The organism is Agrobacterium sp. RAC06 (genome assembly GCF_001713475.1).
Taxonomy (GTDB): Bacteria; Pseudomonadota; Alphaproteobacteria; order Rhizobiales; family Rhizobiaceae; genus Allorhizobium.
Genome location: NZ_CP016499.1, coordinates 2,420,370 through 2,435,450, shown reverse-complemented (window position 1 = coordinate 2,435,450; position 15,081 = coordinate 2,420,370). Strand labels below are relative to the sequence as shown.

The 15,081-nt window shown below is 60.5% G+C and carries 14 protein-coding genes and 1 tRNA gene; 9 read left to right on the top strand and 6 right to left on the bottom strand.

Annotated features, from left to right (window positions below; genetic code table 11):
- Positions 1–89: 89 nt before the first annotated feature.
- The 5 genes from BSY240_RS11655 (at position 90) to pyrC (ending at position 5,459) form a co-directional block, all read left to right on the top strand.
- The gene (locus BSY240_RS11655; RefSeq protein WP_054149097.1) at positions 90–485 is read left to right on the top strand and encodes a response regulator; all 396 of its coding nucleotides are present in this window, start codon (positions 90–92) and stop codon (positions 483–485) included.
- A gap of 17 nt (positions 486–502) precedes the next feature.
- On the top strand, positions 503–997 hold the full coding sequence (locus BSY240_RS11650; RefSeq protein ID WP_069042420.1) for a molybdopterin-dependent oxidoreductase: 495 nt from the start codon (positions 503–505) through the stop codon (positions 995–997).
- Positions 994–3,252 (top strand): ATP-binding protein, encoded by a 2,259-nt coding sequence (locus BSY240_RS11645; RefSeq protein ID WP_236759248.1) that lies wholly within the window; start codon positions 994–996, stop codon positions 3,250–3,252. Before BSY240_RS11650 ends, BSY240_RS11645 begins: the two co-directional genes overlap by 4 nt.
- Positions 3,253–3,269: 17 nt before the next feature.
- The gene (locus tag BSY240_RS11640) at positions 3,270–4,355 is read left to right on the top strand and encodes a response regulator (RefSeq protein ID WP_054149095.1); all 1,086 of its coding nucleotides are present in this window, start codon (positions 3,270–3,272) and stop codon (positions 4,353–4,355) included.
- A 66-nt stretch (positions 4,356–4,421) separates the two neighbouring features.
- Positions 4,422–5,459, top strand: a complete 1,038-nt coding sequence (gene pyrC, locus BSY240_RS11635) for a dihydroorotase (RefSeq protein ID WP_069042419.1) — start codon at positions 4,422–4,424, stop codon at positions 5,457–5,459.
- 69 nt (positions 5,460–5,528) lie between these two features.
- On the opposite strand, the gene BSY240_RS11630 is transcribed toward pyrC, so the two are convergent.
- The gene (locus BSY240_RS11630; RefSeq protein ID WP_069042418.1) at positions 5,529–5,684 is read right to left on the bottom strand and encodes a DUF3096 domain-containing protein; all 156 of its coding nucleotides are present in this window, start codon (positions 5,682–5,684) and stop codon (positions 5,529–5,531) included.
- 129 nt (positions 5,685–5,813) lie between these two features.
- On the opposite strand from BSY240_RS11630, the gene BSY240_RS11625 reads away from it, so the two are divergent.
- From BSY240_RS11625 to BSY240_RS11615, 3 genes are all read left to right on the top strand, one after another.
- A complete protein-coding gene (locus tag BSY240_RS11625; RefSeq protein ID WP_069042417.1) occupies positions 5,814–6,506 on the top strand; it encodes an orotate phosphoribosyltransferase in 693 nt (230 codons plus the stop codon).
- A gap of 78 nt (positions 6,507–6,584) precedes the next feature.
- The gene (locus BSY240_RS11620; RefSeq protein ID WP_069042416.1) at positions 6,585–7,511 is read left to right on the top strand and encodes a carbohydrate kinase family protein; all 927 of its coding nucleotides are present in this window, start codon (positions 6,585–6,587) and stop codon (positions 7,509–7,511) included.
- Between the two features lie 236 nt (positions 7,512–7,747).
- The gene (locus BSY240_RS11615) at positions 7,748–8,167 is read left to right on the top strand and encodes a hypothetical protein (RefSeq protein WP_054149091.1); all 420 of its coding nucleotides are present in this window, start codon (positions 7,748–7,750) and stop codon (positions 8,165–8,167) included.
- A gap of 103 nt (positions 8,168–8,270) precedes the next feature.
- Here the strand turns inward: BSY240_RS11615 and pgi are convergent, their stop codons facing one another.
- Entirely contained in the window at positions 8,271–9,899 is a 1,629-nt protein-coding gene (gene pgi / locus BSY240_RS11610) for a glucose-6-phosphate isomerase (RefSeq protein WP_069042415.1), read from the bottom strand.
- A 102-nt stretch (positions 9,900–10,001) separates the two neighbouring features.
- On the bottom strand, positions 10,002–11,708 hold the full coding sequence (locus BSY240_RS11605; RefSeq protein ID WP_069042414.1) for a long-chain fatty acid--CoA ligase: 1,707 nt from the start codon (positions 11,706–11,708) through the stop codon (positions 10,002–10,004).
- Positions 11,709–11,939: 231 nt separating this feature from the next.
- Here BSY240_RS11605 and BSY240_RS11600 point away from each other — a divergent pair, with 231 nt between their 5' ends.
- Positions 11,940–12,335 carry a PRC-barrel domain-containing protein gene (locus BSY240_RS11600; RefSeq protein WP_069042413.1) on the top strand — a complete coding sequence of 132 codons (396 nt, stop codon included), beginning with the start codon at positions 11,940–11,942 and terminating at the stop codon, positions 12,333–12,335.
- Positions 12,336–12,568: 233 nt separating this feature from the next.
- Here BSY240_RS11600 and BSY240_RS11595 read toward each other — a convergent pair.
- From BSY240_RS11595 to BSY240_RS11585, 3 genes are all read right to left on the bottom strand, one after another.
- A tRNA-Thr gene (locus BSY240_RS11595) sits at positions 12,569–12,644 on the bottom strand.
- A 124-nt stretch (positions 12,645–12,768) separates the two neighbouring features.
- Complete coding sequence (locus tag BSY240_RS11590; RefSeq protein WP_069042412.1) at positions 12,769–13,830, bottom strand: DUF1176 domain-containing protein; 1,062 nt, start codon at positions 13,828–13,830, stop codon at positions 12,769–12,771.
- A gap of 48 nt (positions 13,831–13,878) precedes the next feature.
- Positions 13,879–14,838 (bottom strand): NAD(P)H-dependent flavin oxidoreductase, encoded by a 960-nt coding sequence (locus BSY240_RS11585; RefSeq protein ID WP_054149086.1) that lies wholly within the window; start codon positions 14,836–14,838, stop codon positions 13,879–13,881.
- Between the last annotated feature and the right edge of the window lie 243 nt (positions 14,839–15,081).

Sequence of the window (15,081 nt, the reverse complement as noted above, 5' to 3'; positions counted from 1 at the left end):
ACAACTCCTCCATGAAAGGTTAACGCAGTTCCCGTCCGGCCTGGAAGGCCGACGGAGCCTGGGCTGGGCGTGTTCATGGGGGTTTGGAAATGGCCATACTAATTGTCGAAGACAATCCGACCAATGCGATGATCATCAAGCATCTCGCAAAGAAGGTCACCGTTGAAGAGATCAAGGTTGCCGGCGATGGCAACACGGCTCTGATGCTGTGTCATGCCGAGAACTTCGAAATGTTGATTGTCGACCACATGCTGCCGGGCATGTCCGGGCTTCAGTTTGTCAAGGCCGTGCGCCTGATGGACCGTTACCGTGATGTTCCTGTGGTGATGGTGACGGCAGACGACGAGCCGCGTCTTCGCGAGGAAGCAAAGGCAGCCGGTATCACGGACTTCCTGCACAAGCCGGTTGAAGCGGTCGCCTTCCGCAAGCTGCTTTCGGATCACATCGGCGCAGGCGCCGTGCATCCGGAACTGCGTTCGGCCTGATCGGAAGGAGCTGCACCATGAAAAGCATTATCGCTGCGATACTTGCAATCGGTCTCTCTGCAACGGCCGCCCTGGCGCTGGAAGCGCCGAGCGGACCGGTCGTGCTGACCGTGACGGGCAAGATCTCCAATACCAACGCCGGTGACGCCGCTCAGTTCGACATGGCGATGCTGGAGAAGCTGAAAGGCCGCAAGGGCGAGATGGAAACGCCCTGGACAACTGGCAGGGTGACCTTCGAAGGCCCGCTCCTGCGCGAAATCCTCGCTGCAGTCGGTGCGACCGGCACGAATTTGAAGGTCCGCGCCCTGAACGACTACGCCGCCGATGTGCCGGCCGAAGATGCCAAGCTCGACACGATCCTCGCCACCAAGATTGATGGCAAGCCGATGTCGATCCGCGACAAGGGCCCGCTCATGCTGGTCTATCCATTCGATCTGAATGCAGACCTGTTCAACGAGAAGTACTTCTCGCGGTCTGTCTGGCAGATCAAGGAAATCGAGGTCGGCCAGTGACACTGACAGGCGCCAAAGCCCGGAAATTTGCAGGCGGAGGCACTGTTGCCTTCGTTCTGCAGACCGTGTCTGCGGTGCTTTTGATCGTGCTTCTGGTTCTCTTTGTCGATATCGCGCGCCAATACCGGATCATGGAGGATGGCGTCCGCGAAAATTCGCTCTGGTCGGTCTATCAACTGGACCGCGAAGTACGACAGTTCAGTCATAGCCTGAGCAGCGCGAAAGCCGATCCACAGGATCCGCAACTGCTCGACGATCTGTCCCTGCGCTACGACATCCTCTATTCCCGCGTCTCGATCCTCGATCAAGCGAAGTTCGGGACCTACTTCTCCGGCGACGAGCTTATTCGCGGCTACATCGCCGCCGTGACGGAAGGTGTCCGCAAGGTCCAGCCGATCTTTGATGACTATGCGGACGGGATAACTCCGACCTCCGGGCAGCTGCAGGAACTCGACACTGCACTGGTTTCCATGGGCCGCGTGGCAGAGGATTTCCTGCTTTACACCAATACCCGTGTCAGCCACGAGCGCGCCGATAGCCGATCAACGATCCTCAGCCTGGAGCGAACCTCCACCGTCATGCTGAGCCTGCTGATGGTGTCGGTGGTCTTCCTCGTCATTACGCTCAATCGACAGCTTCGCTCGGTCCGGCAGTCGAGCCATGAATTGCAGGTCATGGCAACTCAATTGAGTGAGGCTTATGAAGCGGCTGACGCCGGCAACCGCGCGAAGTCGCAATTCATGGCCACCATGGGCCACGAGATCCGTACGCCGCTGAATGCGATCCTCGGCATGTCGGAACTGCTCGAGCTTTCGGAACTGCCTGACGACACGATCCAGAGCGTCAAAACCATCCGCTCGTCTGGCGAGGCCCTACTCGAGATCATCAACGAGATCCTCGACTTCTCCAAGATCGAGCACGGCAAGCTCGAGCTGGAGGAGCGTGCCTTCGACGTCTGCGCGCTCGCTGAAAGCACGGTCAGCATCATCCGCGGCCGCGCCGACGATCACGAGAACACGGTGATCCTCGACCTGCCGGATTCCCTGCAGGCGCTCTACGTCAAGACCGACCCGACGCGTCTGCGCCAGGTTCTCCTCAACCTCCTGTCGAATGCCGTCAAGTTCACCCATCACGGCACGGTGACGCTGCGCCTGCGCGACTTCTACCGCGAAGGCAAGCTGATGATCCGCTTCGAGGTGGAAGATACGGGCATCGGCATCGATGAGGCTGGCCTCGACAAGCTGTTCAAGCCCTTTTCCCAGGTCGATGCCTCGATCAGCCGTCGCTATGGCGGCACCGGTCTCGGCCTCACCATCTGCAAGCAGATCGTCGAGAAGCTGGGCGGCGAGCTCGGCATGAGCAGCACGGTCGGTGTCGGCTCGATCTTCTGGTTCGAACTGGGCGTTGTCCCGGTAACCCGCGAAGAAGCGAACGGTCTCGCCGCTCAGGTCGTCGCCGAAGAGACGTTGCCGCGATGCCGCATCCTGTTGGTCGAAGACAACAAGGTGAACCAGATTGTCGCCACCCGTTTCCTGGCGCGCCTGGGCCAGGATGTCGAGATTGCCAATGACGGTGCTGAAGCCGTGTCCATTTCTCGAGAGCAGCGCTTCGATTTGATCCTCATGGACATGCAGATGCCTGTCATGGACGGCATCGAGGCAACGAAGCGCATCATTGCCGAGCGCGGCCCCTCTGCCGATGTGCCGATCATCGCCATGACCGCAAACGCTTCTGACGACGATCGACGCCGTTGCCTTGATGCGGGCATGCAGGGATTTGAATCCAAGCCAGTGACACTTGAGAGATTGAAGAAAATGATTGCCCACACGACGTCTTCCGCACGCGAAAGTGCGCCGGCAGCGGCCACGACGACGGCCCCGCAGAAGCTTGAATTGCCTGAACTGGATTTTGCCGAGATCCCGCTTCACATGCCCGCCCTCGGCATCGAGGGGCTGGACGAAGCGCGTCACGCCGAACTGGTGGATGCCTTGGGCGAAGAGGTGTTCCAGGAGCTGGTGGAATCCTTCTTCGACGATGCGACCAGTCTGCTCGATGAGCTGAACGAGGCCCTTCGCCGCAACGACCCTGAGAAAATCGACCGTGTCCTGCACACCATCAAGGGCGCAGCCTCGAATGTCGGGCTCAATGATCTGGCCGTAAAGGCCCACGCGCTGCGCAGCCAGAGACCGGTTGCCGCGGATATCGAAATGCTGGGCGAGGAAATTCTCGCTCTGAAATTCAAACTGGTTGCCTGAGAAGCACGGAGGCGTTCATGCGTATTTTGTTGGTGGACGACAACAGCACCAATCTGAAGCTCCTGACGAAGCTCGTCGGTAAGCTCGATCACTGCGAAGCCTTGCCTTTTGCGAGCCCCGATTCCGTGCTGTCAGCCCTGCCGGAGCTCGATTTCGACATTGCCATCATCGATTACCAGATGCCGGTGTATAACGGGGTGGAGCTCTATACGGAGATCGTCCGTTTCGAGAAATATGCCAACGTCCCGGTGATCTTCGTCACCGCCGATAAGGACATGACGACCCGCATGGCGGCTCTCAATGCCGGTGCGATCGATTTCCTGACCAAGCCGGTGAACCCGGTCGAGTTTCAGGCGCGTGTGCAGAATATCGTCAGCCTTTCCCGTGCGCGTCGCCAGCTTGCCGACCAGGCCGAGTGGCTTCGCCGCGAGGTCGAACGTGCCGTGGGCGAACTGCGCGAGCGCGAGCAGGAGATCATCCATCGCCTGACCCTCGCTGCCGAGTACAAGGATCCGGAGACGGCCCGCCACACATTGCGTGTCGCGGCTTATTCGGAGGCGATCGCGATCGAGCTGGGTCTGCCGAGCCATGTCTGCCACGACATCCGGCTGGCGGCGCCCATGCACGATATCGGCAAGGTCGCAATGCCCGATACGGTTCTTCTGAAGCAGGGGCGTCTGACGGAAGCCGAATATCGCCAGATGCAGTCTCATGCAGAAATCGGCAGCGACATTCTCGGGCGCTCCCGTTCTTCGCTTCTGCAACTTGCCTCGGAGATTGCCGCCAGCCACCATGAGCGCTGGGATGGACAGGGCTACCCGAACCGTCTCGTGGGGACCGCGATCCCGATCTCCGGCCGCATCGTCTGCGTTGCCGACAACTTCGACGCGCTTACGACGGAACGCCCTTACAAGCCGGCCTGGAGCTTTGAGCGCACCGTCGAGCATATCCTCGGCCGCGCTGGCACCCAGTTCGATCCGGATTGTGTGGCCGCCTTCGAGCGGGCGCTTCCGCGGATCCAGGCGATCATGGAGCAGGATCGCCGTGAGCAGATGGAGGAAGCGGAAAAGACGATTGTATCAGCGAACGAACGGGTCGCCTGATCCTTTGATCCGGCGGGATGGACATGCTAAGGGCGGCGAGTTCTCGTCAAGCCGGAGGCTCGCCCCATGTCATCCCTCACCATCCGCCGCCCCGACGACTGGCATTTGCATCTGCGCGACGGTGCGATGCTGGAAGGCGTGATCGGCGACACGAGCCGGCACTTCGCCCGCGCCATCATCATGCCGAACCTCGTGCCGCCAGTGGTAACGACCGATGATGCGCGTGCGTATAGAGAGCGGATCCTGAAGGCGGTGCCACAGGGCGACCGCTTCGAGCCGTTGATGACGCTCTATCTCACGGAACACACCAATCCCGATGACGTGGAAGAGGGCAAACGCTCCGGCCTGATCACGGCGGTGAAGCTCTACCCGGCCGGTGCCACGACCAACTCCCATGGCGGCGTACGCGACATGGAAAAGGCCATGCCCGTGCTGGAGCGCATGGCAAAGGTCGGGCTGCCGCTCTGCGTCCATGGCGAGGTGACGACGCCCGAAGTCGACATCTTCGACCGCGAAAAGGTCTTTATCGACACGGTTCTCGATCCGCTGCGCAAGCGCCTGCCGGAACTGAAGGTCACGATGGAGCATGTGACCACCGAAGACGGCATCCAGTATATCCGCAGCGCCGACCGCAACCTCGCCGGCTCCATCACCACCCATCACCTGATCATCAACCGCAACGACATTCTCGTCGGCGGTATCCAGCCGCATTACTACTGCCTCCCAGTCGCCAAGCGCGAGAACCATCGGCAGGCGCTGCGCAAGGCGGCCGTCTCCGGCGATGCCAGGTTCTTCCTCGGTACTGACAGCGCGCCGCATGTCGATCCGTCGAAAGAATGCGCCTGCGGCTGCGCCGGCATCTACACCTCGATCAACACCATGAGTTGCCTTGCCCATGTCTTCGAACAGGAGAATGCGCTCGATAAGCTCGAGGCATTCACCTCGCTGAACGGACCGGCCTGGTATGGCCTGCCCGCAAACGAAGAGACCATTACCCTGGTGAAGCGCACAGAGCCGGTCGAGTTTCCGGGCAAGATCTTCACGGGCGCCGGGCCGGTGACGGTCTTCAATCCGAAATTCCCGCTGCACTGGGATGTCGCCTGAACCGAAAAATGCCTCGCTGATAACGCGAGGCATTTTTTTGAAGGCGTGGAGGGGCTGAAACAGCCTGCGTCAGGTTCCGAGCGAGCCGAGCTGCGGCCAGAGGCCAAGCACGCCGATCACGATAAGATAGATCGCGACCACATAGTTCAAAAGGCGCGGCATGATGAGAATGAGAATGCCGGCGATGAGAGCGATGAGCGGCTGAATGACGAGCATGTTGTCCATGGAGATTTGTCCTTCGTGGATGGTGAGCCGTAAAGATCTGTCGAGGCTGATTGTTCCCTGCCGCGCCCATCTGGCGGGTCGCCCGGCTAGCTGCTATTGCCGAAGAAACCAGAAAGACAGGAGCGCCCGATGATCCAGACCCCCTTCACCGATCCCGCCGTGATGGCTGAACTCGTGGCGAAGATGCTCTGGGAGATCAAGGCGGTACATTTCAATGCGGCCGAGCCCTACAAGCTTTCCTCGGGCATGAAGAGCCCTGTCTATATCGATTGCCGCAAGCTCCTCTCCTATCCGCGCGTGCGCTCCAGTGTCATGGATTTTGCCGCAGCGACGCTCATGCGTAATGCCGGCTTCGAGCAGTTCGACTGCATCGCCGGTGGCGAGACGGCGGGCATTCCCTTCGCCGCACTTCTCGCAGACCGTCTCGGCCTGCCGATGATCTATGTCCGCAAGGCTCCCAAGGGCCACGGCCGCAACGCACAGATCGAGGGCCACATGCCGGAAGGGTCGCGCGTTCTCGTGATCGAGGACCTGACGACGGCCGGCGGCAGCATGTTCAAATTCATCGATGCCATCAGGGCTGCCGGCGGCGTGGTCGATCACGGCATCGCGCTCTTCTTCTACGGCATCTTCCCCGAGGCTCTGGAGCGCTTCGATGATGGCAAGGTGAAGCTCCACTACATCGCCACCTGGCGCAATGTCCTGGCCGTTGCCCGCGACCAGAAGCTGTTCGACGAGAAGACGCTGTCGGAGGTCGAGGCCTTCCTCGATGCCCCGCTCGAATGGTCGGGTCGCAATGGTGGGATTTCGTCACTCGCCTGAGCGAATGCCCAAAGTCGCACTGGAAAATAAGAGCGGCTTCGTTTAAATCGATTGAAACGGAATCCTTGGGAGGTCGAGATGATCCTGTGTTGCGGCGAAGCGCTGATCGACATGTTGCCACGCGAAACCACGCTCGGCGAGCGCGCCTTTGCGCCCTATGCCGGCGGCGCTATCTTCAACACGGCAATTGCGCTTGGCCGTCTGGGCATCAAGACAGGCTTCTTTACCGGCCTCTCCGACGACATGCTGGGCGACATTCTGCGCGACACGCTGAAATCTTCGGGCGTCGATTTCAGCTATTGCGCCACGCTCTCGCGCCCCTGCACGATCGCGCTCGTCAAGCTGACCAACGGCCAGGCATCCTACGCCTTCTATGACGAAAACACGGCAGGCCGGATGATCACCGAAGCTGATCTGCCCACGCTCGATGACAGCTGCGAGGCCCTGCATTTCGGCGCGATCAGCCTGATCCCGGAACCCTGCGGCTCGACCTACGAGGCGCTGATGACCCGCGAGCACAAGACCCGCGTCATCTCGCTCGATCCGAACATCCGCCCCGGCTTCATCAAGGACAAACCGGCTCACCAGGCCCGCATCGCCCGCATGGCCGATATGTCCGACATCCTGAAATTCTCCGACGAAGACCTCGATTGGTTCGATCTGTCAGGCAGCCAGGACGAACGTGCCGCCCACTGGCTGACGCGCGGCGCCAAGCTCGTGGTGCTGACCAAGGGTGCAGAAGGGGCGACAGCCTACACCGCCAATTTCAAGGTCTCGGTGCCCTCGAACAAGGTCGAAGTCGTCGACACCGTCGGCGCCGGCGACACGTTTGACGCCGGCATTTTGGCTTCCCTGAAGCGTCAGGGATTGCTGACCAAGGAGACGGTAGCAAAGCTCTCGGAAGAGGCTGTGCGCGAGGCACTGACGGTAGGCGCCAAGGCTGCGGCCGTGACTGTGTCGCGAGCAGGAGCCAATCCGCCGACGGCGGCTGAGATTGGGTTCTGAGACGGACGCGACCGCAAGGATCGCCATACGATTTGCGTAGCGTCTTGCAAGGGCGGGTATATCCTGCCTGCCGATGCCGGGGGCATCTCTACATGAACCAACGTAAAGTTGGCGCCGTCCGCGAGAACTAGCAGACGCGCAGGTCACTCCGTTCCGAACAGTAAAATACAGTCTGAAAAATTAAGTCCCGGGCAACGTCTCCACCATAGATTGTGTTTGACTGTTGGAGGCGGGAAATGAACCTTTATTCGAAGTTTAAGTCATTGTGCTTTGCGGTTTTAATCGCAGCTGCAGGTGTCGCTTCTGCAAAAGCCGGAGAATTCGAAGGGACCTGGCGCCAAATGAAGTCCAGCGCCGGTGAATGTCGCAAGTGCTCGCTCACCATCACCCGGGTTGGAGATGGGCTGAAAGTCATTGCCAACAACGACTGGTATGCAGCGGCCGTACCTGTTCCTAAACGTACGGCAGCCGAGTTGCCTTCTGCACTGGGCACTGGCGTTTGGAAGAACGGAGGTCAGAAAAAGTCAATGAAAATTGCGCTGATCCGAGATCAGGACGAGCTTCAGGTGCTGCTAATTGTCGGAGGAGGCGCTAGCGCTCAGACGATAGCCGCAACTTTCCGAAAGCGCGTTCAAGCTTCAGGAAGCGGAGGTTAAGGCCACGGTAATCGTGGTTCGAGGCACGATGGCCGAAATCTCTCCGCGAAACTGAGGATCAAAGAGCAGCCTGTTACAGGCAATACCTCGATCCCCCGTCTCCTCACCCCATCTTCCGCTCCGCCAGCGCCGAGACCAGCCCAACCGTCGAGCTGTCATGCCCGGTCGCGGCGACCTTGCCCTGCACTACCGGCAGCAGACCCGTTGCCAGCTCCTTGCCGAGCTCCACGCCCCATTGGTCAAATGAGTTGATGCGGAAGACGACGCCTTCGACGAAGACGCGGTGTTCGTAGAGCGCGATAAGGCGGCCCAGCGTGAAGGGGGTCAGTTGCTCGTAGACGAAGGTGATCGACGGGCGATTGCCGGAGAAGACGCGGTGCGGGGCGAGGAAGTCGGCTTCTTCGCTGGCAACACCCTTGGCGGTCAACTGGCTCTTGGCCTCAGTGAGCGTGCGGCCCTTCATCAGGGCTTCCGACTGTGCCAGGCAATTGGCGATCAAGAGTTCGTGCTGGTGGCGCAATTCCGGCTCGAAGCCGTTGGCGGCGATCAGGAATTCGGCCGGGATGACGCTCGTGCCCTGGTGGATGAGCTGGTAGAAGGCATGCTGGCCATTGGTGCCGGGTTCGCCCCAGACGACAGGCCCCGACGCGCCCTGGACCGGCTTTCCGTCGATGGTGACGCTCTTGCCGTTCGATTCCATGTCCAACTGCTGCAGATAGGCCGGGAAGCGTGACAGCCGCTGGTCATAGGGCAGGATCGCCCGCGTCGCATAGTTCAGCACGTTGCGATGATAGACGCCGAGCGCGCCGAGCAGCATCGGCAGGTTCGCACGGAAGGGGGCGTTGCGGAAATGCTCGTCCATGGCATGGCCGCCGGCAAGGAAATCGCCGAAATTGTCGGGCCCGATCGCGATCATTAGCGGCAGGCCGATGGCCGACCAGATGGAATAACGCCCGCCGACCCAGTCCCAGAAACCGAAGACACGGGATGCATCGATGCCGAAGGCCGCGACCTTGTCGAGCGCAGTCGAAACGGCGCAGAAATGATGACCGACAGCCGCTTCCCCGAGTGCATCGGCGATGAAGGCGCGCGCCGTCTGGGCATTCGTCATCGTCTCGATGGTGGTGAAGGTCTTCGACGCCACGATGAAGAGCGTGGTCTCGGGTGCAAGCGTCTTCAGCGTGTCGGCAATATGCGCGCCGTCGATATTGGAGACGAAATGCAGGCGCGGGCCGTCATGGAAGGGCGAGAGCGCAAGCGTCGCCATGACAGGCCCGAGATCCGAGCCGCCGATACCGATATTGACGACGTCCGTGATCGCCTTGCCGGTGGCACCCTTCATCTCGCCGGAGCGGATGCCATCGGCGAACTTGCCCATGGCGTCGAGCACGCCGTTCACATCAGGCATGACATCGCGCCCATCGACCATGACGGGACGGTTGGAGCGGTTGCGCAGCGCCGTGTGGAGAACGGCGCGCCCCTCGGTGAAATTGATCGATGCGCCCGAGAACATCTCGTCGCGCTTTTCGGCGACCCCGGCCGTCACCAGCAGCTGCTCGAGCTGATCGAGCACCTCGTCGTTTACGGCGCATTTGGAGTAATCCATCATGAGGTCGTCGAGCGAAGCGGAAAACCGGCTGAAGCGCTCAGGATCGGCGGCAAAGGCGGCGCGCAGGTCTTCGGCATGGGTGGCGGCGACCGTGCTCGTCAGCGTGTCGATGATGGATTGCATCGGAATGTCCCTGGTTCGACGATGATGCCGGGGACCTTATTAGCGAGTTGAGACGGGATCAAGACGAAGGGGAGGCTAGAGCCTCCCCAAATTTAAATCGATTTATTTTCCGTCGCGCAACTCGCGCCGCAGGATCTTGCCGACATTGGTTTTCGGCAGTTCGGTGCGGAATTCGATATAGCGCGGCCGCTTGTAGTTGGTGAGATTGGCGGCGCAATGCGCCTTCAGCTCGTCGATGGTCAGGTTCTCGTCCTTCTTGACCACGAAGAGCTTCACCGCTTCGCCCGAATGCTCGTCCGGCACGCCGACGGCAGCACATTCGAGCACGCCGGCATGCATGACAGCCACTTCCTCGATCTCGTTCGGATAGACGTTGAAGCCGGAGACGAGGATCATGTCCTTCTTGCGGTCGACGATCTTCACATAGCCGCGTTCGTCCATCAGGCCCATGTCGCCGGAGCGGAAGAAGCCGTCATCGCTCATCACCTTGGCGGTCTCTTCCGGGCGCTGCCAGTAGCCGGCCATGACCTGGGGGCCGCGGATGCAGATCTCGCCGACTTCGCCGATCGCCATCGTGACACCATCCTCGTCACGGATCTCGATGTCGGTAGAAGGCAGCGGCAGGCCGATCATGCCGGTGAACTCACGCGCATCGAGGCGGTTGACGGTCGCAACCGGCGATGTTTCGGAGAGGCCATAGCCTTCGGTGATCGGACGCCCCGTCATCTCCAGCCAGCGCTCGGCAACCGGTCGCTGGATCGCCATGCCGCCGCCGAGCACAAGCATCAGCGACGAGAAGTCGATCTTCTTGAATTCCGGATTGTTCATCATCGCGTTGAACAGCGTATTCAGGCCCGGGAAGACATGCGCCTTGAAGCTCTGCAGCTCCTTGATGAAGGCCGGGATGTCGCGCGGATTGGCGATCAGCAGGTTGTGCGCACCGAGCGCCACGCCCATCAGCGAATTCACGGTCAGCGCGAAAATATGATAGAGCGGCAGCGCGCAGACGAAGTTCAGCACGTCAGGGCGGTTCTGCCCGGCAAAGGCGGCTTCCAGCCAGAGCGCGATCTGCTGTTTGTTGGCGAGCAGGTTGGCATGGGTGAGCGTCGCGCCCTTGGAAACCCCCGTGGTGCCGCCGGTATACTGAAGGAAGGCGACATCGCTGGACACCACCTCGACAGGCTTCAGGGTGCGTTTTTCACCTTCGGCCAGCATGGCCTTGAAGCCGGTATTGCCCGGGATCGACCAGGCAGGCACCAGCTTTTTGACCTTGCGCACAACGAGGTTGACGATGTGGCCTTTGAGGCCGAGCATGTCACCCATGGTGCAGACCACGACATGCTTGACGTCGGTACGCGCCACGACCTGCTCGACCGTATGGGCGAAGTTCTCAAGCACGACGATCGCCTTGGCGCCGGAATCTTTGAGCTGGTGCTCGAGTTCGCGCGGGGTGTAGAGCGGGTTGACGTTTACGACCGTCATGCCGGCGCGCAGGATGCCGTAGACGGTGACAGGATTCTGCAGGATGTTCGGCGTCATCACGGCAACGCGGTCGCCCTTGACGAGGCCCTTCGACTGCAGCCAGGCCCCGACCTTGCGGGACTGCTGTTCCAGTTCGCGGAAGGTCATGCCGCGGCCCATGCTGGAGAAGGCGAGGCGGTCGGCAAATTTCGCGCAGCTCGCTTCGAAAAGCGCCCCGAGCGAGGGATGCGCATGCGGCGCGATCTCGGCCGGAACCGATGCCGGATAGGAGTTGACCCAGATTTTTTCCGCGGCGCGGCCGCTGAGGCGGCTCAGAGTTTCCGTCATGTAATCCTCCCGAAAATCATTGGTCTGCCGGCACGCCCTTTCGGGACTGGTTCCTCCTCAGGTCCCGAAAGCTTATGCTTTCGCACCGGCAGTGCAAGTGTGAGAACGCTATATAACCTTGACGTAAACGTCAACATTCTGTCGCTTGGCTGTTCAAGTGGTTTGTGGGGGAACCATGCTCGAGGGCTACCCGTTACCTCTTTCATCGACAACCAAGAAGGAGGACTTCTCATGTTGCAGGAAAAACGAAACACCGCCGCCGGCCAGGATCCTTACGTCAAGGACACCCCGAGCCTGATCGCCAGCGACAAGGTCGAAGGCACTGCCGTCTATGGCCGCGATGGTGACCGCATCGGCTCCATCCAGCGCGTTATCCTCGAGAAGAAGGGTGGACGCGTTGCCTACGCCGTCCTTGGCTTCGGCGGCTTCTGGGGAATTGGCGACGACTATTATCCGCTCCCCTGGGAAAAGCTCACTTATGACGAGAGCCTCGACGGCTATCGCATCGATCTGACCAAGGAACAGGTCGAGGGGGCACCGCGCGCCAGCGACGATAGCGATGAGTGGTATCGCAACAATGGTCGCTCGGTCTACGACTACTATGGTGTTCCGCCATACTGGATCTGATCGGCCGATCACCAATCGAACAGACGGAAGGGCCTCGCAAGTCGGGGCCCTTTTTGCCGTTCGTGTCGATGGAATTGGGCAAGGTGGACGGCAGCGTAATCGCGCTGCAGCAGGAGAGACGTCAATCAACCCGCCCGAGCCCGTACTAAAGTTTACGGCACTCGCGCCCGACGGCGCTCATGGCACAGAATGTCTCGGCGGGGAAGGGAAGGGCCTTAGAATATTTCAGGAAATGGTGCCGCTTGCAGGACTCGAACCTGCGACCCCATCATTACGAATGATGTGCTCTACCACCTGAGCTAAAGCGGCCAGCGCTGGAGCGGGAAAATCCCGTCGCGTTTGGTGAGGGGCTGATACAGGGATTGTCCGCTGATTTCAAGACGCATTTCGGCGGCCGTAGAAAAATTCCGCAGCCGCCCTGTTTGCTTTCCGATTATCGGAGAGGCCAGGACTTCGGCCAGTTTGCAGGATCAACGGCCTCGTTTTCGTCGATCTCGGCCGGGCAGTCCCTGAACGCCTCCTCGACGAGCACGAGTTGCGGGCCCATTGCGCCTTTTGCGAATTTCCATTCGTTGTAGGTTCCGCAATCGCCCACGCCGCGTCCCTTGAAGAAGGCGGAGAAGGCCTTCGCCTCGTAATCATAACTCAGATTGAAGGCGCTGGTGACGGCACTCGGTGCGCCCTCCTGCATCGTCGGGAAAGGCAGTGTAGATACCGTGCCATAGACTTCCACGAAGACGGCATAGGGAAAGTTGTAGGCGCCGCCCATGCCGCAGGGCGTAATATAAAGTGTCTGCTCCTCGGCGATTTTGTGGGCAAGCGCGTTGCCGTCAAGCATGGCTTCTTCCGTTTCCGCACATTCGCCCCCATCGGCGAAGCGGGCGCGGACTGTTTCGGGGAAGTCAGCGAAGCGGCGGATGTCCGATACCGGCGGCGGCGGATTCGGGGCCTTGTCGCCCTTGGCGCTCATGGCATCGACGTGACCGACACGTTTCTGGAACTCGTCGATGAACAGCAGGCTCGCGGCAGCACCCGCAAGCGGGACGTCGCCTTCGGCAGTCATTTGACTGCGGGAAATGGTGATCTTGGCCGTTGTGCCGTTTTTCAGGCTGTCGATGAGGCCGCTGCCGATGAAGTCGCCGGACAGCGAGAGAGCCTGCGCATTTGCGTCGATCGCGATTTCGCTGTCCTTGAAGGTTGCTGGCGCACCGCCGTCGATCGAAATCGCAACAGTCAGCTCACCCTCATCCTCAAGAAGAGCACTCTCGGAAGGGGAAATCAAAAGCGCGACGGGCGCTTCCGGCAAGCCACTGCGCTGCAGCTCCAAGCCCGAGATGGGGTTGTCGGAGATGAATTGGCGCATGCTGCAGGACAGCGTCTGCGAGCAACTCACCTGCCAGGATTTGAACTCCTTGTAGGCGCCGTCGGCAGCGTTGACGGCAAAGGAGCTGCCGGCCAGAGCGGCAAGCGTGAGGCTCAGGGTGGATAGACGCATGTGGGGTCCCCGCAAATCAGTGTTGCGGGGACGCTAGCAGCGGCAGTCTCAGCCGCAAATCGCCTTTTTTGCGCCTATATATTCGCGCTCCAACCGATCGACCACGGCAGCGACCGGCTCGACGGCCTTCACCGCCCCGATGCCCTGGCCGCAGCCCCAGATATCCTTCCAGGCCTTGGCCCCGGTGGTCGCCTTGTCGAAATCCATCTTCGACGGATCGGCGACCGGCAGGTTGTCAGGATCCATGCCGGCGGCAACGATCGATGGCTTCAGGTAGTTGCCGTGAATGCCGGTAAAGTAGTTGGAGTAGACAATATCATTGGCATGCGCATCGACGATTGCCTGCTTGTACTCGTCAGAGGCGCGGGCCTCTTCCGTCGCAATGAAGGGCGAGCCGATATAGGCCATGTCGGCGCCCATTGCCTGGGCAGCGAGCACCGCACCGCCATTGGCAATCGCGCCGGCGAGCAAAAGCGGTCCATCGAACCATTCACGGATTTCCTGGACGAGGGCAAAAGGCGAGAGCGTTCCGGCGTGGCCGCCCGCTCCCGTCGCCACCGCAATCAGCCCGTCTGCGCCCTTGCGGATCGCCGAATTGGCATGGCGGTTGTTGATCACGTCATGCAGTACGATACCGCCATAGGAATGCACCGCGGCATTCACCTCCGGCACGGCGCCGAGCGAGGAGATGACGATGGGCACCTTGTATTTGACGCACATCATCAGGTCATGCTCGAGCCGCTTGTTCGACATGTGCACGATCTGGTTCACTGCGAAGGGGGCGGCCGGGCGATCCGGGTTCTTCGCATTGTGAGCGGCGAGTTCCTCGGTGATTTCGGCCAGCCATTCGTCGAGTTGCGCCTCAGGCCGGGCATTCAGCGCTGGGAACGAGCCGACGATTCCCGCCTTGCACTGGGCGAGCGTCAGTTTCGGATGCGATATGATGAAGAGCGGCGAGGCGACGACGGGGAGCCTCAGATTGTCTTTCAGGATCGGCGGCAGGGCCATCACTTCACCTCCCATGAAGTTTACGTTTACGCAAACGTCAAATAGCAGAACATGGACGGCGAGGAAAGCCGGTCCTATGCTCGACGGTCATGCAAGCGTCGGATCCCGGAAATGCTGACATTGCCCACGCAGCCTCATTCCTGTGTTTATTCGGCGCCATACGGGTTTTCCGGGCTTGTGCTTGAAATATCCAGAGTTTACCGAATCGAAACTATGATTGCGATGTGGCTGGGGCGATCCCCG